General features: G+C 70.6%; 13 protein-coding genes. 2 read left to right on the top strand and 11 right to left on the bottom strand.

What is annotated here, in order from left to right; translation table 11 throughout:
* The first annotated feature begins 85 nt into the window (after window positions 1–85).
* A complete protein-coding gene (locus ACFC1R_RS22710) occupies window positions 86–640 on the top strand; it encodes an SMI1/KNR4 family protein (protein WP_375941321.1) in 555 nt (184 codons plus the stop codon).
* A 142-nt stretch (window positions 641–782) separates the two neighbouring features.
* Window positions 783–1,355 (top strand): hypothetical protein, encoded by a 573-nt coding sequence (locus ACFC1R_RS22705; RefSeq protein WP_375941319.1) that lies wholly within the window; start codon window positions 783–785, stop codon window positions 1,353–1,355.
* 557 nt (window positions 1,356–1,912) lie between these two features.
* Here ACFC1R_RS22705 and ACFC1R_RS22700 read toward each other — a convergent pair.
* The 11 genes from ACFC1R_RS22700 to ACFC1R_RS22650 form a co-directional block, all read right to left on the bottom strand.
* Window positions 1,913–3,331, bottom strand: coding sequence for an MFS transporter (locus ACFC1R_RS22700; RefSeq protein WP_375941317.1), 1,419 nt, complete (start codon window positions 3,329–3,331; stop codon window positions 1,913–1,915).
* A gap of 186 nt (window positions 3,332–3,517) precedes the next feature.
* The gene (locus ACFC1R_RS22695) at window positions 3,518–4,729 is read right to left on the bottom strand and encodes a serine hydrolase domain-containing protein (protein ID WP_375941315.1); all 1,212 of its coding nucleotides are present in this window, start codon (window positions 4,727–4,729) and stop codon (window positions 3,518–3,520) included.
* 130 nt (window positions 4,730–4,859) lie between these two features.
* Entirely contained in the window at window positions 4,860–6,074 is a 1,215-nt protein-coding gene (locus ACFC1R_RS22690; protein ID WP_375941313.1) for a cytochrome P450, read from the bottom strand.
* A 181-nt stretch (window positions 6,075–6,255) separates the two neighbouring features.
* The gene (locus tag ACFC1R_RS22685; RefSeq protein ID WP_375941311.1) at window positions 6,256–7,536 is read right to left on the bottom strand and encodes a cytochrome P450; all 1,281 of its coding nucleotides are present in this window, start codon (window positions 7,534–7,536) and stop codon (window positions 6,256–6,258) included.
* A gap of 88 nt (window positions 7,537–7,624) precedes the next feature.
* Complete coding sequence (locus tag ACFC1R_RS22680) at window positions 7,625–9,223, bottom strand: flavin-containing monooxygenase (protein ID WP_375941309.1); 1,599 nt, start codon at window positions 9,221–9,223, stop codon at window positions 7,625–7,627.
* Window position 9,224: 1 nt separating this feature from the next.
* Window positions 9,225–9,959: a hypothetical protein gene (locus tag ACFC1R_RS22675; RefSeq protein WP_375941307.1), complete on the bottom strand. Its 735-nt coding sequence runs from the start codon at window positions 9,957–9,959 to the stop codon at window positions 9,225–9,227.
* A 100-nt stretch (window positions 9,960–10,059) separates the two neighbouring features.
* On the bottom strand, window positions 10,060–16,401 hold the full coding sequence (locus tag ACFC1R_RS22670) for an SDR family NAD(P)-dependent oxidoreductase (protein WP_375941305.1): 6,342 nt from the start codon (window positions 16,399–16,401) through the stop codon (window positions 10,060–10,062).
* Window positions 16,394–17,818: a cytochrome P450 gene (locus ACFC1R_RS22665; RefSeq protein ID WP_375941303.1), complete on the bottom strand. Its 1,425-nt coding sequence runs from the start codon at window positions 17,816–17,818 to the stop codon at window positions 16,394–16,396. Before ACFC1R_RS22665 ends, ACFC1R_RS22670 begins: the two co-directional genes overlap by 8 nt.
* Window positions 17,819–17,849: 31 nt before the next feature.
* On the bottom strand, window positions 17,850–18,080 hold the full coding sequence (locus ACFC1R_RS22660) for a hypothetical protein (protein ID WP_375941301.1): 231 nt from the start codon (window positions 18,078–18,080) through the stop codon (window positions 17,850–17,852).
* Between the two features lie 426 nt (window positions 18,081–18,506).
* Window positions 18,507–19,208, bottom strand: a complete 702-nt coding sequence (locus tag ACFC1R_RS22655; protein ID WP_375941299.1) for a transposase — start codon at window positions 19,206–19,208, stop codon at window positions 18,507–18,509.
* A 444-nt stretch (window positions 19,209–19,652) separates the two neighbouring features.
* Window positions 19,653–20,549 carry a hypothetical protein gene (locus tag ACFC1R_RS22650; RefSeq protein WP_375941297.1) on the bottom strand — a complete coding sequence of 299 codons (897 nt, stop codon included), beginning with the start codon at window positions 20,547–20,549 and terminating at the stop codon, window positions 19,653–19,655.
* Between the last annotated feature and the right edge of the window lie 922 nt (window positions 20,550–21,471).

Below are 21,471 nucleotides of genomic sequence, written 5' to 3'. Positions count from 1 at the left end.
AAGGGTCTCGAGTTCGAGCCCAAGGGCCCGGTCGGCGGCACGGATATCTTGAGCGTCTGCAACAAGACGAGGTGAGGCAGACATCGTGAACGACTCCGTCGAGCGACTGACCCAGGTGCTACCCGGATCCCCCGGCGGGCATCCGAAGGACTGGGCCTCGGCCACGGAGCGGCTGGGAACCGAACTCCCAAGTGATTACGTGGAGTTCATTGAGAAGGTCGGCGGCGGCTACCTCGACAGCTACCTGTACGTCCTGGAGCCGGACTGCGCCAACGACAACTACGACCTAGTCGACTCCGCTCAAGAGCGCACCGAGGCGTTCGGATACCTGTGGGACGACGATCCCTGCGAGGAGAAACCCTCCGAGCTCGACGAGCCCGGCGCCCGCCTGATCCCCTGGGCATCAACCGACAACGGGGAATTCGTCTACTGGCTGGTCCGCCCCGGGCAGCACCCCGACGACTGGACCATCATGATCAACGAGGCTCGCGGCGACTGGTGGGAACGCCTCGACATGGGCTTCGCCCGGTTCCTGCTCTCCACCCTCACCGGACAGATCCGCGCCGAGATCCTCACCGACGACTTCCCGACCTCCCCGCACACGTTCCGCCCCTTCGCCGACCCCTCCTGGCAAGCGTGACGCCTCGCGACCACCGCATTCAGTGACGCACCGCTCCGAGCGACGGAGCCGCTCTGCGCCTGGGGTGCCGAGCAGCGGGGCTCGGAGGCCGTGACAACCGGCTGGACATGCGGGTCCAGGGTCCCGCACATATAACGGCCTCATGGAGACACAGAACGACTCCGATGCAGCGGCGAGCTGCCAGCCGTCCAGGCATATGTCAACCGCGATCGCCAGCCTCATCGGTGCACTGATCGGGGCGCTAGCCGGGGCGACAGGGAGCCTCCTCGTCTACAAACAATCTGCGAACAACCTGAAGGCGAACGAGATGTCGCACACGGCAGACGTCCGACGCGCGGCCTTCAGTAGTTTCATCGCACAGGCCGACACCGTCTATGGCGACTTCGTCGAATTCACGAACGGAGTTCGTGCAGGCGACAACGCGGCGGACCTTGAATCTCGATACCAGTCAGTGATCTCCCCCGACTTGATCAAGCTAAGCCAGACCGACTCCCTGGCACTGCTGGTCGCGACCAGCAGTGACGTACAAGCCGCCGCAATTCGTGTCGGCGAGGCCGAGTCCGCGATCTACAGTCTGGTCATCGGACCGAGGGCAATGGTCGACACGAATCGCCAGTACTATGACGGCTCCACCTACGCCGCTGAAATCCAAAGTTTCAGCACAGCAATCAGAGACTTCACTTCTGCCGCAAAGAAAGAAGTCGGAGCTTCTTGACCGGGGCAGTACCGGAGGACCCCCGCCCCTGGACGAATAGATCCGAAGTTCGGGTCCGCCAAAGGGGCGAGGGTGTCCGAGATCCGTGTGTGACGACAGACCTGAACACCCTCTTGACCGCACTGTACGTGAAGATCGACGACGAGATCGGAGGAGCCCGATGCCTCGGCAGACCGCCGCTGCTCAGCGACTCCGGACTCGTCTGTCCGGCGGCGGCGCAGGCCCTGCTCGGCTTCACCTCCGAGGCCCGGTGGCCGCGCTCTGCCCACTCCCGCTCGCGTCCGCTGCTCCCGTACCTGCCCCAGCAGAGCGGCTGGAACAAGCGCCTGCGACGGGCGGCCGGGCCGATCCGGCAGGTCATCCGGGCCCCGGCTCGCGACACCGCGCTGTGGAGCGACGACGTGTGGGTGGTCGGCTCCACAGGCTCCGGTGTCAACGGCCGGTTTCACGGCCTCCGTCACGCCGCAGGCACTGGTGGGGGTCGGACCGCCAGGGTCGACCGCCCCTCGTGCAGGTCCGGACCCAGGCCGCTGACCGGATTCCGACGGATCAACGGCTCAGGACGCCGGATGACTACGCGCCTTCGCGGTGCGCCGCAGCGCCAGGCTGATCACGGTCGTCACCGCCATCGAGGCAGCCCCGGCCCAGGCCGCCGAGGTGTATCCGGACTCGGTGGGGAAGCCCGTTCCCGAGCCGGTGTGGGCCGCGAGCACCAGACCGCCGAGCGCGCTGCCGAGGGAGAAGCCCACGCTGCGCACGACCTGGTTGAAGCTCATCGCACTGGAGGTCTCCTCGCGCGGCGTGACGGCGAGGATCGCGGCCGGCATGGCGGCGGAGAACGTGCCGACGCCCAGGCCGAGCAGCCCCATCACGGCGAACGCCAGCCACAGTTGACCGCGGGTCAGCGCGAACACCACCAGCGCCACCAGCACCATGGCGCCGCCGATGGCCAGCACCGTCGGGGCATCGAGCCGCTTGCGCAGCGGCGGCACCAGCTTGCCGCCCGCGAAGCCCAGCGCCGAGAACGGCACGAGCACCAGGCCCGCGATGAACACGTCCACACCGAAGCCGTAGCCAGCCGTCGCGGGTGTCTGCACGTAGCGGGTGACCAGGGTCAGCAGCAGGTACATGCCGATACCGCCGAGGAACATGGTCACGTTGGCACCGGCCACCGCGGGGTGCCGCAGCAGCCCCAGGTCCACCAGCGGGGTGTCGGACCGGCGTTCGCGGCGCACCCACACGGCCAGTAGTACGACCGCGGCGGCCAGCAGACCGCAGGCGAGCACCGGGTTCCCGGTCCACAGGGTGGTCTGGCTGATCGCGAGCAGCAGGGCCAGCAGCCCACCGCCCAGCAGCGCGGCCCCGGGCACGTCGACCGCCACCGACCGGCCCTGCGGCGGCTGCGGCACGGCCCACCAGGCCGCCGCCAGCGCGACCACGGTGATCACCAGGCCGAGCCCGTACGCCGCCCGCAGGCCCGAGACCTCGGTGAGGAGGCCGGCCAGCGGGTAGCCGACGCCGATACCGACCGTGGAGGCCACCGACAGCAGCGCGATCGCCGGCCCGGAGCGCTCCTCCGGCAGGTGGTCGCGGGCGACGCCCATCATCAGCGCGGGCAGGGCCAGGCCGGCGCCCTGGGCCACCCGCCCGGCCAGCAGCCAGCCGAACGACGGCGGTACCACGGTCAGCAAGCTGCCGACCACCACCATGGCGAGGGTGGCGAGGATGACCTGGCGCCGGCGCGGCCCGGCGCCCAGGCGCCCGAGGACCGGGGTGGCGATGGCACCCACCAGCAGGGGGGCGGTGAGCGTCCACTGCGCCGCGGCCAGCGAGACGTCGAACTTGCCCGCCACCGCGGTGATCAGCGGTGCCCCGAGGCTGCCCACCACCGCGACGACCAGGGCGATGAACATCAGCGTGGGCACCAGCGGGCGGCTGGCGGCCTTCGTCGGGGACTCGGTTAAGGTGTCGGTCATCGGCTTGCCTTACTCATCGGATGTTCCAAGAGACTTGTCCGGATACGGGTAGTGGCCCGGCGGGGACCGGTCGGCGGCCGGGCCGCCGACTCCAGTGCGGCGCAGGCGCGGCCCCGGGCCGGTGGCTACCTGTGAATCACCGGTAACCTAACAGCCCGCTCGGGCGGTTGTCGTGCCACTGTCGATTCAGCGCGGGGACCGCACGAGATCGCCGGAGTGTGTGCGGACGGCCTGTTCGACCGCCGCGAGGAGGTCCAGCACGGCCGGGTCGGCGAAGGGCATGAGCTGCGTGAACAGCACGGCCACACCGGCGCGTTCGCCGTCACCGTCCGCCCAGTAGTAGCAGTTGGCGCCCCCGGCCCAGGTCAGCGTGCCGACCGGGCGCCCCAGCGGCGTCCGCTCCTCGTTGCGCATGCCCAGCAGCGACCAGGTGACCGGGGTGCCCGGCAGCAGCTCTATGTCGTGCGAGACCGCCGGGTTGACCGAGACCATCCGCCCCACCGGGCCGGAGTGGCTGCGGCGCGCCTCGGCGAGGGTCTCGGCAGCGAGGATGGTCGTGCCGTCCAGCGTGCCGCCCGCCGCGATCATCCGAAGGAACGTCAGGTAGTCGCGCGGGCTGCCGTACAGCCCGCCGCCAGCGGAGACGAACTCGGGTTCCTGCGGGAGCTCGAACGGGATTCGCACCAGTCCGTCGGGAGTGCGGGCGTGCATCGCGGCGAGCCGCCCGCGGTCGGCTATTCGAAAGCCGGTGTCGGTCATGCCGAGCGGCGCGAAGATGTGCTCGCGCAGCCGGGTCTCCAGATCGGTGCCGGTGATCCGGGCGATGGCCAGACCCACCCAGTCGAGTCCCATGCCGTAGTGGGGTTCGGCGCCGGGTTCGCAGATCAGCGGCGAGTCGACGAGCGTGGCCAGCCGGCCCTCCTTGGTCGACGGGATCGCGTTGGCCTCGTGGTAGCGGGCGAGCTCGGGGCTCAGGAAGGGGTAGCCGGCGCCGCTCGTGTGCGAGAGCAACCTGCGCAGCGTGACCGGCGACCGGGCCGGGCGCAGCAGCGGCACGTCGCCGTCGTAGCCCTCGAGCACCTGCGGCGCGGCGAGCTCGGGCAGCACCTCACCCAACGGGTCGTCCAGGCCGATCGCGCCCTGCTCGACTGACTGGAGGGCGGCGACGGCCACGATCGACTTGGTCATGGAGGCCATCCAGGCGATGGTGTCCTCACTCCACGGTGCGCTGCCGTCGCGGGTTCCGGCGCCGCCGGAGTAGCCGGTCCCGTCGCGGTCGGCGGTCATGGCGTAGACGCCCGTCGTGACGCCGCGCTCGACGGCCTCGGCCAGCAGGGCGTCTATCAGGGTGGTGTCGATGGCTTCCCCCACGTGGTCACGGGAATGCGGTGCGGTCATGAGAATGCGGTGCGGTCGCGAGAGTGCTTCGAACAGGACGGGAAGGGTGGCCCGCCGGCCCGCCCCGCGGCGCCGCGGGGCGGGCCGGGGCCGTCCAACCCGTGGCGGTGAAGCCGCAGTTGCGTCTTCATCACCAGGCCACGGGCAGGCTGTGGAGCCCGAAGATGGTCATGCTGTGACGGCAGTCCAGATCTTCCAGGGAGTCGTTGACCAGGCGGAGTCCGGGCAGCCGCCGCAGGATGGTGTCGAGGGCGATCTGGAGCTCCAGGCGGGCGAGCGGCTGCCCGAGGCACTGGTGCACACCGAAGCCGAAGGCGACGTGCCCGCGGGAGTTGCGTTCGACGTCCAGTCGGTCCGGGGCGTCGAAGGCCCGCGGGTCGTGGTTGGCGGCGGCGAGCGAGAGCAGTACGGCGTCCCCGGCCGGGATGGTGGTGCCGTCGACCTCGATGTCCTCGACGGCGACCCGGGGCAGGCCGTTGTGGGCGACGGTGTGCACCCGCAGCAGTTCCTCCACGGCGCCCGGGATGAGCTCCGGCCGCTCCCGCAGCAGCTCCGACTGCTCGGGGTGGCGCAGCAGGTCGAACACGGAGAGCGCCGTCATGTTCGCGGTGGTCTCGTGGCCGCCGACGAGCAGCAGGATGGCGGTCTTGACGACCTGTTCGCGGGTCAGGTGCCCGGGAAGCTCCTGGTTCAGCACCATCCGGCTGAGCAGGTCGTCGGTGGGGCGTTCGGCCTTCGATGCGACGAGCCGTCCCAGATAGTCCGTCAACTGCTCGCGGCTGGTGCGGATCTGCTCGGCGGTGGAGTTCCGGTTGAACGCGACGGCGGTGCACCGCTGGAAGAAGTCGTGGTCGGAGTAGGGCACCCCGAGCAGCTGGCAGATGACGAGGGAGGGCAGGGGCAGCGCGAAGGCGGTGACGAAGTCGGCGGGAGAGCCGGCCGCGATCATGTCGTCCAGCAGCCGGTCGACGATCCGCTGCACGCCCGGCCGCATCGACTCGATCTGCTTGACCCGGAACTCCGCGGTGAGCATGCGACGTTGCCGGTCGTGCTCGGGCGGATCGGTGCGGATGAAGCTCTCCAGCAGCTCGCGGGTGGCGACCTGCCCCTCGGAGAGGAACGGGTAGGAAGGGTTCCGCACGTCGGCGCTCAGCCGGGAGTCGCGCAGCAGCCGACGCACGTCCTCGAGCCGGGTGACCAGCCAGGCGGTTCGGCCGTCCCACAGCGTCACCGGGCTGACGGCCCGCTGCTCACGCAGCTCGCCCAGCAGCGGTGGGGGGTCGAGCGGGCAGCCGGTCGCCCGCGGAATCGGATAGGAGGGGGCGATCTCGTTGGTCTCTGCCATGAAAGGAACTTCCTGGGAGCTGTACTGGTTGGCGCCGACGATGTCCGGGCCTGGGGGATCCGCTCGGTGCGAAGGCTGTTGTCGGCAGGGCACGCCTTCGCCCGGTCCGAAGGGCGGGAACGCCCTGCGCGTCCACCCTTCGGACGGGCCACGGCGCGCAGCGCGCCGCCCCCGTGTTCGGCTACAGGTCGAGCTTCAGTTCCGGAAGCAGCTCCCCGGCGGTCGCGGCGTCGGGGCCGGTGCGCGGACCGGGCGTGAAGCGGGCGGGCATCTTCACGTAGCCGTTGATCTGCCCGACGGTCCGGTAGCGCTCGGCCGCGCCCTCGATCAGCTCGTAGTCGGGCAGCCGTCGGAGCACCTCGTTGACCACGACGTCGAAGTCCGTCATCGCGATGTGGCGTCCGAGGCAACGGTGCATGCCGATGCCGAAGGCCGCGCTCTTGCGGGTGTCGCGGTCGAAGTCGATGGTCAGCGGGTCGGGGAACACCTCGGGGTCCAGATTGGCCGCCGCCCACGAGATGAGTACCCGTTCGCCCTGGGAGACCGGAACGCCGTCGATCTCGGTGTCGTGCATGGCGGTGCGGCCGACGCAGACCACGGGGGTGTAGTAGCGCAGGAACTCCTCGCCCGCCTTGGGAACCATCGCGGGCTCCTCGATCAGCCGGCGGCGGGCGGCGCGGTCCCGGTCGAGGTACTCGAAGGCCGAGGCGAACAGTGCGGTGGTGGTGTCCATGCCGCCGGCGATCATGGCGGCGCAGGTCGCGAGGATGTCCTCGTCGTTGATCTTCGCCCCGTCGATCTCCAGTTGGGTCAGGAAGCTGACCAGGTCACCCTTCGGGTCCGCCCGGCGCCGGGGAATCATCTCCTGGACCTCCTTGAGGAGCATCCCGAAGCCGAGTGCGACCTGCTGGTACTCGGGAGTGCCGGAGGGGGTGAACGCCAGCGAGTGCACCGCGTCGGCGTAGAGGCGCCAGTTGTCCATCGGCAGCCCCATCATGTCCAGCGTGAGCAGCGCGGGAACGGCACTGGCCAGGTCCAGGACCAGGTCCATCTCACCCTTCTCGATGCACTGGTCGACGCACCAGGTGGCGTAGGCCTGGATCCGCGGGCGCAGCTGCCGGGCGACCTTGGGGGAGAAGAAGGGGTTCAGGGCCTTGCGCCAGTCCAGGTACTCCGGCGGGTCCATCTCCAGCGGCAGCGCACGGAAGGTGGTCGCCGGGATGATCGTCCCCTGCGGACGGCCGGGGGTGTTGGGCAGTTCATGAGCGGAGGAGAAGACCTCCGGCCGCTTGGCCACGTCCGCGACCTGGTCGTACCCCGTGACCACGTAGAAGCCGCCGTGGTGCCGGCTGTGGGCCACCGGGCACTTGGTGAGCAGCTCGGTGTTGGCGGCCCAGGGGTCGCGTCCGTACGCCTCCGAGTGGTGGTCGAAGTCGATCTCCGGCACTTCGCGATGTGCCATGGTTGTGCTCCTGTTCGGTGGTGGGAACTTCGGTGGTGGGAACCGGTCCTCGAAGAGGACCGGACGGGTTCTCCTGCGGGCCACTGCGTCACGGGCGGGTCAGCGCGAACCCCCGGTAGCCGCCCTCCGCGACCTCGGCGCAGGTCTTCGCGTAGGCGGGGAAGCCGACGAGCGGCATGAACACCCGCTTCTTGCCCGGGATGTTCGCGCCCAGGTACCAGGAGTCGCAGGAGGGGAACAGGGTCTTCCCGGCGACCTCGTCGACGTGCATCCCCCAGGCGTCCTCGGCCTCGTGGGTGGCCTCGATCACGCTGATGTCGTGGTCGACCAGGTACTGCAGGCAGTCGGCGATCCAGGTCGCGTGCTGATGGATCGCCACCAGCATGTTGGTGAGTACCGACGGGCTGCCGGGGCCCGTCATCGTGAACAGGTTGGGGAAGCCGGGAACGCCGAGGCCCAGATAGGTGCGCGGACCGGCCGACCACATCTCCTTCAGCGACAGCGAGTCCCGGCCGCGGATGTCGATCCCGAGCAGCGCCCCCGTCATCGCGTCGAACCCGGTGGCGAAGACGATCACGTCGAGCGCGTGGCTGCCGGCCGCGGTGCGGATCCCGTCCGGTGTGATCTCCTCGATCGGTGCCGAGGCCACGTCGACCAGGTGGACGCCCGGCCGGTTGAAGGTCTCGTAGTAGTCGGTGCCGATGCAGACCCGCTTGCAGCCGATCGGCTGCTTCGGGGACAGCAGGTCCGCGACCTCCGGATCCCTGACGATCTGGCGGATCTTCCCCCGGACGAAGTCGGAGACCAGCTCGTTGGCGCGCGGGTCGGACATGATGTCGCCGAAGGAGCGCAGCACCAGTGGCCCGCCCAGTCCCCAGAAGTACTCGAGGGCGGCCTCGCGTTCGGCCGCGGAGACGAGGAAGATCGAGGACGGGTTGGTCGGGTACCGCGACAGGCCGGCCGTCGGCATCGCGCTGTTGCGCGCCCGGAAGCCCGCGTAGTCGGCCTTGACGGCCGCGCGCAGCTCCGGATCGAGCGGCTGGTCGCGGGCCGGCAGCGTGTACGCGGCCGTGCGCTGGAAGACGTACAGCTCCTCCGCCTGCTGCGCGATGACCGGGATCGCCTGCACACCGGACGATCCGGTGCCGACCACGCCGACCCGCTTGCCGGACAGGTCGACCGGCTGCTTCGGCCAGCGGGCGGTGTGGTGGATCTCGCCGGCGAACGTCTCCCTGCCGGCGATGTCCGGCACGTTGGCCGAGGACAGGCACCCGGTGGCCATGATGACGAACCGCGCCACCACCTCGTCACCGGCCTCGGTGCGCACCGTCCACCGACCGGCCCGCTCGTCGTACGTCAACGCCTCGACGCGGGTGTGGTACCGGATGTCGCGGTCCAGGTCGAAACGCTCCACGACGTGGTCGATGTAGCGCAGGATCTCGGGCTGGGAGGAGTAGCGCCTGGTCCACTCCCAGTCCTGCTGCAGCTCCTCGGAGAACTGGTAGGAGTACTCGAGGCTCTCCACGTCGCAGCGGGCGCCCGGGTAGCGGTTCCAGTGCCAGGTGCCGCCGGCGCCGCTGCCGGCTTCGAAGACCCGTACGGTGAGGCCGACTTGGCGGACCTGATGCAGCATCTGGATGCCCCCGAGACCGGCGCCCACGATGACCACGTCGAAGCTGTCCGTCATCTCAGCGCTCCTGTGCGAGGACCGTCGGACGGACCTCGTGGTTCGGTTCCGCACCGGCCGGGGAGTTCGATCCCGCGCCGGAGCGCTCCCAGCGGGTGGCCGCGAGGCTGCTCATGAAGATCCAGAGCAGCGCCAGGAAGAACGGGCCGTAGGTGATCAGGCCACCCGGCTTCAACGCCCCGTCGGGGACGATGAGCGGGACGCTGGCCAGCACCTGGGCCGCCAGGGCGACCATGCCGAGCTTCTTCAGCCAGCCCGGCCAGCCTGCCGCCGACCGCGTGCACCACGATCCCGCGCCGATCATGACGGCCGCCGGAAAGGAGTTGAACGCGAAGGCCAGGACGTACGCGTCGGAGAACGCCTTCAGGATCCCGTGCGCTTCCGGTTCCGCGGCCCAGACCGAGAAGATCTGGAAGAGCCCCAGGGAGACGATCGCGAAGGTGGCCCAGGCGGTGCCGGCGGCGAGCATGATGACGGGCAGCGGGCTGCCCGGCACCTCGCGGCGGAACCGGGTGTAGGCGTAGCCGAGGAACCACAGCGCGGCGAGCAGGGCCAGGCCCGCCATGAACTGGTAGACGTACCCGCTGGTGGTGTGGGTCGCGTAGAAGGTCACGACCTCGTTCTCGGACGAGCCGAAGGCCGGGATCGGCGGCAGTACCGCGAGCGTGGCGAGCAGAACCACCAGGCTGACGATTCCGGCTGCCGCGTGCGGCGTCTGGGATGGTTGCTTGATCATGGGAGTCCCTCCGATGTGCGCTCGGGTGACGATCCCGGTCGGCGGGGGTGGGAGGCCGAAGGACCCCGCCGACCGGGATCAGCGACGGTGGAGCGTCGGGCTACTGAGCCGTTCCGAGGTTGAGCCGGTCGAGGATGCGAGCGGCCAGGGCGGCCAGGGTGGAGTCCTGGCGCATCTGCTTGGGAGTGATGCGCACGTCGAATTCCCTGCCGATGCGGGTGCTCAGCTGGAGCGCCATCAGGGAGTCGAGGCCGTAGTCGGTCAGGGACAGGTCCGGGTCCAGACCGGCCGGGTTGACCCGCAGGATCTCGGCCGCCTGTCCGGTGAGGTGCCGCTCGAGGAAGACCTGCCGGCCGGCCGGGTCGGTGAGCCGCAGCTCGGCCAGGACGGCCTGCTGGGCGGCGTCCGCAGTGGCCTCGGTCGTGTCGGCGGCCGGGATGGCCGCGAAGAAGGGCGAGGTGCGCATCTTCTGCGCGAACATCTGCTGCCAGCCCCGGTCCAGGATGGCCAGGTAGCCGGCCCGGGCCCGGTCGTGGCGCAGCAGGCTGTCGCAGGCCTTGATGCCCTCGTCGGGCTCGATCATGGCGTGGCCGTCGTCCGCAAAGAAGGTGCCGCGCCCGACTTCGGCCCAGGCCCCCCAGTTGACGCTGAGTGCGGGGCTTCCGTGGCCGCGCCGCCAGATGGTGAGGCCGTCGAGGAGGGCGTTGGCGGCGGCGTAGGCGGCCTGACCGGGGAACCCGAGCATCGACGAGGCGGAGGAGAAGCCGAACCACCAGTCGAGCTCGCTGTCCCGGCAGGCGGCGTGCAGCCGCAGGGCGCCGCGCGCCTTGGGGGCCCAGACGCGCTCGACCTGGGCCGCGTCGAGGCCGGCGATCGCGGCGTCGGCGATCACCGCCGCGCCGTGGACGACGCCGCGCAGTGCGAGACCGGTCGCGGTGGCCGCTCCCACGAGCTGCTCCGCGGTGCCGGCCGCGGCGATGTCGCCGCGCACCACCTCGATGTCCGCTCCGCCGGCCCGCAGCTCCGCCAGGGCCGCCTGGACGTCGGGGGAAGGCGCGGAACGGCCGTTGAGGACGATCCGGCCCGCACCCGCCCCGGCGAGCCACCGGGCGAGCAGGATGCCGAGTCCGCCGAGTCCGCCGGTGACGACGTAGGCACCGTCGCCGCGGACCACGGGGACCTCGTCCGGCCGGACGACGGCCCGGCCGTCACCCTCCTGCGGGACGGCGAGGACGACCTTGCCGATGTGGTCCCCGGCGGCCAGCGTGCGGAAGGCCGTGCTGACCTCGTGGATCGGGTGCACCGTGTGCGGTGTGGGCTCCAACGCGCCGGTGGCGAGGAGGTCGTGGACCTCGCGGAGCACACCGCCCAGGTAGTCGTAGTCCAGCACGCCGAGGTCGACGCTGTGCAGCGAGATGTTCCGGCGGAACGGGAAGAGCCCGATGCGCGCGTCGGCGTAGATGTCCTTCTTGCCGAGCTCGACGAAGCGGCCGCCGATCCGGAGCAGATCCAGTCCGGCGCGCTGGGCGGCTCCGGTGAGGGAGTTGAGCACCACGTCGACGCCCTCGCCGTCGGTGAGCTCGCGGATCTGGTCGGCGAACCGGGTGGACCGGGAGTCGAAGACGTGCTCGATGCCGAGGTCGCGCAGGTACTGCCGCTTGGTCTCGGAGCCGGCGGTGGCGAAGATCTCGGCACCGAAGTGCTTGGCGATGGAGATCGCGGCGAGCCCGACACCACCGGTAGCGGAGTGGATCAGCACGCGTTCCCCGGCGCTCAGCCGGCTCAGCCGGTGCAGGGCGTACCAGGTGGTCGCGTACACACTGGGCCGAGCGGCGGCCTCCTCGAAGGTGACGTCGTCGGGGACCGGAACCGCCTTGACGGCGGGCACGATCGCGAAGGAGTGGAACGCCCCGGGGTGCAGGGCCGCCACGCGGTCGCCGACCCGGTGCAAGGTGACACCGTCACCGACGGCGGTCACCACTCCGGCGCAGTCGAACCCGAAGGGCATCGGCCGGCCGTCGAAGGTCTTGTACAGACCCATCGCATTGAGCACGTCGGCGTAGTTCAGGCCGAACGCCGAGGCCTGGATCTCGATCTCCCCCGGGCCGGGCCCGCGCCGCTCGGAGGCGACGAGTTCGAGGCTGCCCAGGTCGCCCGCGTGCCGCCACCCGAGAGCGAAGCGGTCGTGGCCGAAGCGGATCGGCCGGACCTTGCGCTCGTCCTCCTGGAGCGGCGCCACCTTGAGCCGCGCGACGTAGGTGTCGCCGCCGCGCACGGCGATCTCGTCGGCGCTCCCGGTGGAGCGGAGCGCGGCGGCCAGCTGCTCGGCGGTGGTGTCGGTGTCGATGTCGACGCAGCACACCTGAAGTTCGGGGTGCTCGTGGCCGATCACGCGGCACAGGCCGCGCAGCGGCGTCTGCTCCAGGTTCATGCCGTCGCCGCCGTGCACCGCCTGGGCGTCCCGGGTGACCACCCACAGGCGGGGCGGCTGCGCCTCGGAGCGTTCGGCCAGCAGGCGCACCAGCTCGACCAGCCGGTTGACGCGGTGCTCGGCCCGGTCGACGGCTGCTTCGTCGGCCGTCCCGGTGGGGGGCGGGCAGAGCAGCACCAGGCCGTGCAACGGCTCTCCGGTCGCCCGGTCGTCGAGCGCGGCCGCCAGGGCCTGGACGCTGTCGGGGGTCGCGCCGAGGGCCGCCTCGGCGCAGCCGCTGTCGCCGGCCAGCGCCGCGGTGAGGTCGTCGACGAACGCCTCGGGCTCCGCGTCGTCCTCGGTGACGACCAGCCACCGTCCGGTGGACTGCGGCTCGGCGGGCTCGACGCGGTCCCAGCCGATGGTCAGCAGTCGCTCGGCGAGCCGGCGGTCCTGGGTGGCCAGACGCACCCGCTCGATCTCGGCGAGGACGGTGCCGTCCTCGTCCAGGAGCGTGATGTCACCCACGGCCAGGTGGTCGTCGAGGTGACGGAGCCGGGTCAGGCAGTAGCGCCCGCGGTGCGGATCGCCGTGCACGCGCAGGGTGCCGGCGCCGATCGGGAGGGCGTCCCGGGTCAGGGCGGGATGCGCGGCCAGGGCCTGCAGGCAGCCGTCGATCAGCACCGGGTGCATCCCGTAGGAGTTCAGGTGCGAGCGCACCGCGGTGGGAAGCCGGAGCTCGGCGAGGATCGTCTGGTCGATCCCGGTGCCCTCGGACAGGTGCAGGGCGCCGAGGGCGGCGAACGCCTCGCCGTGGTGGACGCCCACCGCCTGGAACTTGGCGTAGACCTCGCGCGGTTCGAGCGTCCCGGGGTGCCGGTCGAGGAGCTCGGCCGGCTCACGGCGCTCCTGCGGGACGGCCGTCGCACGGCGCAGCGATCCGGTGGCGAGGGTGGTCGGCTCGTCGCCGTCGCGACGGGTCATGACCTCGAACCGGACGACGTCCTCGCTGACGGGACGGACCCGGGTGGACACCACGGTGTTCTCGTCCAGGGGCAGCACCTCGTGGATGGTCAGGTCGGTCGCCTCGACGGTGTCCGTACCGAAGACGTCGCGTCCCGCGCTCAGGGCCATCTCGCAGTAGCCGGCACCGGGCATGACCGCCTGTCCGTGGACGCGGTGGTCGCTCAGCCAGCGCAGCTCGCGACCGCTGATGCGGGCCTGCCAGTGGTGCTCCTCCTCGGTGTCCACCGGCGTCAGGTGGGCGCCGAGCAGCGGGTGGGTGGCCACGCTCGATCCGTCCGGCCGCTGCACGGACAGGGCGAGGACCCCGAGGTCGCGCCCCGCCCACGCCGGGAGGGGGACGTCGGCCAGGCTGCCGGTGGGGAACTCGCGCTCCCAGTCGACGGGGACGCCGATGCAGTGCAGGCCGGCCAGCTGCGGCAGGAGACCGAACTGCGTGTCCTGGTCGCGGCGGAGCGTGGGCACGGTGACCGTGTCCCGGCCGATCGCGTGGGCGGTCTCGGTGACCGCGTGGGTGAGCAGCGGGTGCGGGGAGACCTCGACGAACACCCGGTGCCCGTCCAGCACCGCTGCGGTGACGGCGTCGGCGAACCGCACGGGCCGGCGGAGGTTGCCCGCCCAGTAGGCCGCGTCGAATGCCGCCGGCTCCCTCGGGTCGTCCAGCACGGTGCCGTAGACCGGGACGGTCGGCGCGGCGGGGGCCAGGTCGGTCAGCCGCGCGACCAGGTCGTCCAGGATCGGGTCGACGTGCGGGGAGTGCGAGGCGTAGTCCACCGCGACCAGGCGGGTGTGCAGGTCACGGGCCTCCCATCCGGCCACCAGGAGGCGGACCCGCTCGGGGTCGCCCGCCACGACGGTGGAGTTCGCCGAGGCCACCACCGCGACGCTGACGTCCTCGATGCCCGCGGCGGCGAGCTCGGCCCCGACCTCCTTGTGGGGGAGTTCGACGGTCGCCATGGCGCCGCCGCCGGCGATCCGGGTGATCAGGCCGGACCGCCGGCAGATCACCTTCGCGCCGTCCTCGTAGCTCAGCACGCCGGCGACGACCGCTGCGGCCACCTCGCCGAGGGAGTGCCCGATCACGGCCGCGGGCTCGACCCCGCGGGCCCGCCAGGCCGCGGCGAGTGCCACCTGCATCGCGAAGATCGTGGGCTGGACCCGCGCGATCCCGGTGACGGTCGTGTCGCTCACCAGCTCGGCGCGGACCGAGAAGCCCGCCTCCCGGGCGATGAGCGGTTCGAGCTCGTCGATCGCCGCGGCGAACGCGGGCTCGGTCTCCAGCAGGGTCCGCCCCATGCCCGCCCACTGGGAGCCCTGTCCGGAGAACATCCAGACCGGCCCGCCGTCGTGGACGCCGACCGAACCCGACACCACTGCCTCGCCGGCCTCGGAGGCGGCGGCCAGCTTCAGCTGGTCGACGAGCTGGCTGCGGGAGGACGCCATGACGACCAGCCGCTCCTTGCGGTGCTCCCGGCCGCGGGCGAGCGTGAAGCCCACATCGCTCAACGGCACCGACGCGCCGTCGCCGGACAGCCACCGCTCCACCCGGTCGGCCGACTCCGCCAGGGCCTCGGGCGTGCTGGCCGACAGCACGTACGGCCGCGCCCGGTCCTCCGCCGCGGGCGACGCGGTGTGCGACGCGGTGTGTTCGACGGGCCCGGTGGTCTCGGGGGCCTGCTCGACGATGACGTGGACGTTGGTGCCGCTGAACCCGTAGGAGGAGACCGCGGCCAGCCGCGGCCCGCCGGTCACCGGCCACTGACTCAGCTCGGTGGGCACGAACAGCCGGGTCCCCTCCGGCGAGATGTCCGGGTTCCACTCCTTGAAGTGCAGGTTCCCCGGCACCTGGGCGTGCCGCACCGCCATGACCGCCTTGATGAGACCGGCCAGACCGGAGACCGACTCGGTGTGGCCGATGTTGGTCTTCACCGAACCCACGGCGCACGGCTGGTCACCGGGGCCGTAGACGGCGGCGAGCGCCTTGAACTCCACCGGGTCGCCGGCCGGCGTGCCGGGGCCGTGCGCCTCCACCAGACCGATCTGGGCGGGGTCCACGCCGGCTGCGCGCAGGGCGCTGCGCTGCACGGCCTCCTGCGCGGTCGCCGAGGGGACGACGATGTTCTCGGAGCGTCCGTCCTGGTTGGCCGCCGAGCCGCGGATGACGGCGAGGATCCGGCGGCCGTCCCGGATCGCATCGTCCAGCCGCTGCAGCGCGATGACCGCGCTGCCCTCACTGCGGACGAACCCGTCGGCGGAGGCGTCGAACGCGGCGCACCGGCCGTTCGGCGACAGCATGGACCACTGGGAGAACAGCACCCCGACCTCGGGCCCGAGCTGCAGCATCGCCGCACCGGCCAGGGCCAGGTCGGACTCACCGGTGCGCAGGCTCTGGCAGGCCAGGTGGACCGAGAGGAGACCGGAGGAGCAGGCGGTGTCCACGGCCATGGACGGACCGTGCGCGCCCAGCAGGTAGGACACCCGCCCGGTCGCGACCGAGTGCGCGTTCCCGGTCATCACGTACGGGTTGTCCACCAGCGAGTCGTCGAACGTCCGCAGCAGGTAGTCGTGGTGTGCGAGGCCGAAGAACACGCCCGTCTGCGAATCCTTCAGGGAGTTGGGCGCGATACCGGCGTGGCCCAGCGCCTCCCAGGACATCTGCACCAGCATGCGGTGCTGCGGGTCCATCGCCTCGGCCTCGTACGGCGTGATCCCGAAGGCGGCCGTGTCGAACCCGCCGATCTCGTCGAGGAAGCCGCCCCAGCGGGACACGGTCTTGCCCTTCACCCCGGGCTGCGGGTCGTAGACCTCGTCGACGTTCCAGCGCTCCGGCGGAACCTCCGTGACCGCGTTGCCACCCTGTTCGAGCAGACGCCATAACGCGTCCGGGGAGTCGACTCTGCCGGCGAACCGGCACCCGATGCCCACGATGGCGATCGGGTCGGCCTGGGGCCCCTGCTCCTGGACGTCCGACCCGGAGGCGGGAACCCGCTTGTTGGTTCGACTAGACATGGTGAAGATCGCTTCCTTCCTTGTCGACCGCGAGGACGGTCATCGGCAGACTGTTGGGACGGGGCATGGCCGCGGCCACGCGACGGACGGAGTGGCCCCGAGCCGGGACGAGCCGCCACTGGCCGAGGATGGTCGCCAGTGCGATCACCGCCTCGGCCTGGGCGTAGCCTTCGCCGATGCAGCGGCGGTTGCCGGCGCCGAACGGGATGAAGGCGTCCCGCGGAGGCAGGCGGTCCTGGTCCGTCAGCCACCGCTCAGGGTCGAACCGGTCCGGGCCCGGGAACGGGCGGGCATCACGGTGCAAGTCGGACTGACTGAACATCACATCGGCGCCGGCGGGCAGTTCGACCCCGCCGACGACGACCGGCACGGTCGCGCGCCGGAACAGCATCAGCAGCGAGTACTGCCGCAACGACTCGCTCACCACGGCGCGGGTGTAGGGCAGGGCGGCGATGTCGTCGTAGCCGACCTGTCGGCCGCCCAACACGTCCCGCAGCTCGGCCCGGAGCCGTTCTTCGATGTGGGGGTTCTGGGCGAGCTCGTGGAACGTCCAGGCCAGGGTCGCCGCCGTGGTCTCGGTTCCGGCCATCATGATCGAGACGAGTTCGTCCCGGATGAGGTCGTCACTCATCGGCTCGCCCGTCTCCGGATCACGGGCCGCGCGCAGGTGGGACAGCAGGTTGCTGCCCTCCACACCGTCGGGGTGGTCGCTCTGGATGACCTCGTCGACGGCCGACCGCAGCCGTCCCGCCGCGGCCAGGAAGCGCTTGTCGAACCCGCTGACCCGGCACAGCCAGGCCGGGAGCACGGTCCTGGCGACCATGCCGCGGGTGAAGACCGGCAGCGAGCGGAGGATGTCCGCCGTCACGGCTCGGGGCAGCTGCCCGGAGAACATCGACCGGACCAGCGTCCGCAACGTCAGCTCGACCATGACCTCGTCGACGGGGACGGTCTGCCCGGGGCGCCAGGAATCCGCCAGCGCCTGGGCCTCGATGGTCATCGTCTCGGAGTAGAGCTTGATCATGTCCTTGTGGAACAAGGGCTGCAGGATGCGCCGCTGGCGACGGTGCAGCTCACGTCCGGAAGCCAGCAGCCCGTTGCCACTCAACGGGTGGACGGCCTCGTAGACCATGCCCTTGTCGAAGAAGCGCGCCTTCTCGACCAGGACCTGGTGTGCGAGCCGCGCCGTGGTGAGGACGTAGATCGGGCGCGGGCCGATGAAGATGCGGACGATTTCACCGTGCCGGCGAAGCGACTCGAAGAACTTGAACGGATCCCGCATGAGTGGCCACGTGTGCCCGATCATGGGCAGGCGACCAGGCGCGGTGTGGGCGGGCCTCGGGCGGTCTTCCTGCTCTGGCGCCCTCCTGCTGACAGGACACGCTGACGGCGGATTCGCCGGCGATTCGTCACTCATTCGCCTTGCTCACCTTTCAGGGCTATTTCGATCAGAGACTCAATTGGTTCTCTTCGAGGGCGTAGCGGACCTGTGGGCCGCCGAGGCAGCCGCGGACGATGCAGGGTCGGCGCTGATGACTCCAGACGAAGCGCCGGGCCTCGGCGGTCGACTCGGGCTGCTCCCGAGCCCGGCCGTGCGCGGGCAGACTGCGTTCGAGGTCCGTGTTGACCGGCCCGTCCGGGCCCGGTTCCGGCGAGTACGACGGCAGGAGCGCGGCCACCGGCCGCAGCCGCAACGCTTCCTACGCCGGCAGCGACAAATGCCGTGTGTCCCGCACCAGTTCGCTCATGCGGCGTTCAACGACCCGAAATCCCCTACGGTTTCGGACCGGAAAGAACACCCGGTAATCCGACGGCAACCGGCCCGACGCCGGACCGGCCTGGGATGGGGCGACGCCTGCCACGTCCGAATGTCCCCCCACCATGGAATCGGCGTCACATCGACGCCTTGAACCAGCGTGACGACATTCGCTACCACCAGCCGTTGATGAGAGTCTCCACGATTCCCCCCTTCGGAATTCTGTGGGCGGCACTTCTTTCCGCTCACTGCTTCGCGCCCCAATACTCCGCCACCTCATGGGGCACGTCCAGGGATTCCGAGGGCGAGCAATTGCCTTGGCAGCCTGGGGACTCCGGCCCCGTTCGTCTCACATTTCAAGACGCGCCATGTGCGCGACTGCCGCCACGGCCACCGGCGGAAGGTGTCGCACCGTCAGGAGCGGTCTTCGTCGCGGGTGCGAGCGCAGGCTGCCGCAACGTGGTGTGATCCTGTGAGTGTGCTGGCCAGAGCCGTGGTCGCGAGGTGCGTGCCCAAGGCAACGAAGCGCCGTTGGAGCAGGTGACCCTCCCGAGCTGCCCGTGCGCTGCGGAGCTTCGGCGTGTCGGCAGCCTGTCGTGACCCTTCCGCGCGAGAGGGCGGTACATGAGCTGATGTCCGTTTCGGCGCTGCGGAGTCGGTCGTGGGTCCGCAGGGCGGTTGCGGTCGTGGCCGGGTGGACGAACCGGGCCGGGGAACGAACCCGGCGTCCACCGGGTTGCGCTGACCGCCTCGACCGTCTCGACCTCGATGCCCGTTTTCGCGCCCCGCGGGCCACGGCGGTGTTCTTGAATCCCTGGTCCGCCGCGGCTTTCCCGACCGCGTCGGGCTCGGCAGCGGCCTTGTCCAGCAGGGCGGTGCCGGCGGTGCCGTCCTGGGCAGAGGCGGCCGGCACCACCGCCGCGATCACCAGGCCCAGCGCGTCAACAGCCGGGCCGTGCTTACGATCTGGCGCTTTCTTCGCCGCGTCCCGTCCCGTCGTGTACGCGGGCACCCCGGCCGCCGCGCGAAGGCTCTGGGCGTCGAGCAGCACCCGGCCGGGGTCGGCCGATCGGTCCCGCTTCCCGCGGACCTACCCGCGCAGCAGGGCGTGGACGACCTGGTCGGTGCCGTCGCCGCGCCACTGGCGAAGCGGTAGTGCACCGCGCCGCGCGGTGGCGGGTCGTGCGGCAGGTGGTCCCGCCGGCAGCCGGCGCAGCTCCGGCAGAGCAGCGCGTCGACGATTCCCAGGTGGCGGTGCGGGAGAGCATCCGGACCGCTGCGGGCCGGCTCAGTGAGCGGTCCTGGTCGGACGTCGCATCAGCTCGCGCACCGGCTTTCGGCGCCACCGCATGGGAACGACCGGCCGTCATCGCGTGACACCGATCGGGTGGTGCCACCCTGAACCGTGGCTCCGCCTGTGCCATCGGCACAGGTGGTGCCACCCTGAACCGTGGCTCCGCCTGTGCCATCGGCACAAGCCGCACCAACTTCTCCGCTACGTTGACGGATTCAGCAAGGTCATGGCGGTCGCAAGCCCCCGGCTCAGAGCGAAGGCCGACTTCTCGGGCTGGCGGCCGGCAAGCAGGGCATCGGCCATCTCGTGATAGACCGCCATGTGAAGCTCCGACATGGTGGGTGTCTTCCGCGTGCGTGTGGTCGACCGGTCCGAAATCCTCAGCGTCCCGCCGTCCAAGGTGAACCGGCGTTCCGCGTCGAGAACCTCCAGCCGCTGGACCGGGTTGACCGAGTTGATGGTCACGGCGATCGACAGCTGTGCCCCGGAGGTGAAGCGAGCGCTCCCGGCGGCCGTGCCCCTCTCGACCCCGTCCAGACGGATCGCCACCGGCTCGCCCAGCAACTGGCACGCCAGGTCCAGATACGGCGCCAGCAGTGCGACAACGGCGCCTTCCTGCCACGAGCGGCCGGTCGAGGCCCACAGCGGATCATCATGGCTGGCCTCTGGAACGAACCGCGACAGCTCAAGACTTCCGCACGTGACCGGACTCGAACCGACGGGCCACTGGCCGGCGTCGAGCAGCATGCGAAGGGGCAGCATCACACCGAGCGGCGTGTCAGCGGACTGTCTGGCCGATAACGCATCGAACTCCGTCAGGGATGCCGGTACGAGTCCGTCCAGCAGGACCGCCTTGTTGGCCGCAAGCACGGCACTGGCCGGCTCGAGCAGATCGGCAGGCGGCAGGCACAGCGCCACGAAGTCGACGTCGGGCCTGCTGAGTACGCTGCGCCACCGCCTTTCGGTGAGCTCCGAGCCGTCCCCGGCCGGACAGCCCTCCAACAGGGAGAGGACTTCGTAAGCGCCTGAGCGTCTCAGACCTTCAGCCATCCGACGGGCAGCAGGCCCCCGGCCGACCACAGCGGTCCCGATCCTCATCTGTACTCCTTGCCGAGGGCTGACGGTCCAGATTGCGCCCGCGGAATCAATTCTCGGCGCCAGGCGCGGCTTTCTGGGTACGCGGATGGACAGCATGCCCTGAGGTGTCCATGACCAGCGTGGGACAGGTGAGGCGTGTGGAGATTCGGAGCGAACGGAGCGGGGTGACCCAATCCGCGCCTCAGAGCCATGCAAGACGCTTTATACCTCTTGTGGTCGACATGGCGGTAGCCAGCCAGGTAAACCGACGGCAACTCCCTGGTCATGTGTCTTACATGCTGAGAATGCGGTTGGCCGTGGCGGAGAGTGGCCATGGCGTGCGTACCCGGCCGGATGAGCTGGACTCCGTCGGCGACGGTCGGTGAGGATGAACCGTCCATCCGAAAAGGGCCGAGTCACCGGAAGGCGACCGTGTCCGATCGCACTATTGTGGCGCCGGGTTCCTGGACCGTTCCGAAGAAGCACTACCTGACGGTGCTCCAGACGCTGCGGCACCGGAATCCGCCCCTGCCGCAGGACGTGCATACGGACCGGACGGCAACCCAGCGGCCCCTTCCACCGGGCGTTCGACCCCGAGGACGCCTCCGAAGCACTCGGCGCGAAGCTCCTGTCCGGCATCGGCGAGACCGCCGGTCCGGGAGAGCGGCACACCACCGGGCAGGAGCTGGAACGCGCGCTTCAGCTGCACGACGGGCCGGCCCAGGACTACGAGCGGTATCCGACCATGGAGGAGCGACACCCACTCCGCACCTCCGGGTTCGGTCCTGGCGTGGAGCACCTCCTGCCCGTGGAGCACCTCCTGCTCGTGGAGCACTTCCCGCTCATGGAGCACTTCCTGCTCCGGGCAACCCGGCACGACGACATTCGCGACCTCGCCCTGCTCCTTCGTCTCAACGGCGAGGAAGTCCTCCCCTGCGCCAGT

Source organism: Kitasatospora sp. NPDC056138 (assembly GCF_042264695.1).
GTDB lineage: Bacteria > Actinomycetota > Actinomycetes > Streptomycetales > Streptomycetaceae > Kitasatospora.
This window is presented reverse-complemented; position numbering and strand designations above follow the sequence as displayed.

Bases quoted from the DNA above. Each gene is read 5' to 3' on its own strand.
- ACFC1R_RS22670 (WP_375941305.1), bottom strand. From the start codon at position 16,401: ATGTCTAGTCGAACCAACAAGCGGGTTCCCGCCTCCGGGTCGGACGTC.
- ACFC1R_RS22695 (WP_375941315.1), bottom strand. From the start codon at position 4,729: ATGACCGCACCGCATTCCCGTGACCACGTGGGGGAAGCCATCGACACC.
- ACFC1R_RS22675 (WP_375941307.1), bottom strand. From the start codon at position 9,959: ATGATCAAGCAACCATCCCAGACGCCGCACGCGGCAGCCGGAATCGTC.
- ACFC1R_RS22690 (WP_375941313.1), bottom strand. From the start codon at position 6,074: ATGGCAGAGACCAACGAGATCGCCCCCTCCTATCCGATTCCGCGGGCG.
- ACFC1R_RS22685 (WP_375941311.1), bottom strand. From the start codon at position 7,536: ATGGCACATCGCGAAGTGCCGGAGATCGACTTCGACCACCACTCGGAG.
- ACFC1R_RS22665 (WP_375941303.1), bottom strand. From the start codon at position 17,818: ATGAGTGACGAATCGCCGGCGAATCCGCCGTCAGCGTGTCCTGTCAGC.
- ACFC1R_RS22700 (WP_375941317.1), bottom strand. From the start codon at position 3,331: ATGACCGACACCTTAACCGAGTCCCCGACGAAGGCCGCCAGCCGCCCG.
- ACFC1R_RS22650 (WP_375941297.1), bottom strand. From the start codon at position 20,549: ATGAGGATCGGGACCGCTGTGGTCGGCCGGGGGCCTGCTGCCCGTCGG.
- ACFC1R_RS22680 (WP_375941309.1), bottom strand. From the start codon at position 9,223: ATGACGGACAGCTTCGACGTGGTCATCGTGGGCGCCGGTCTCGGGGGC.
- ACFC1R_RS22705 (WP_375941319.1), top strand. From the start codon at position 783: ATGGAGACACAGAACGACTCCGATGCAGCGGCGAGCTGCCAGCCGTCC.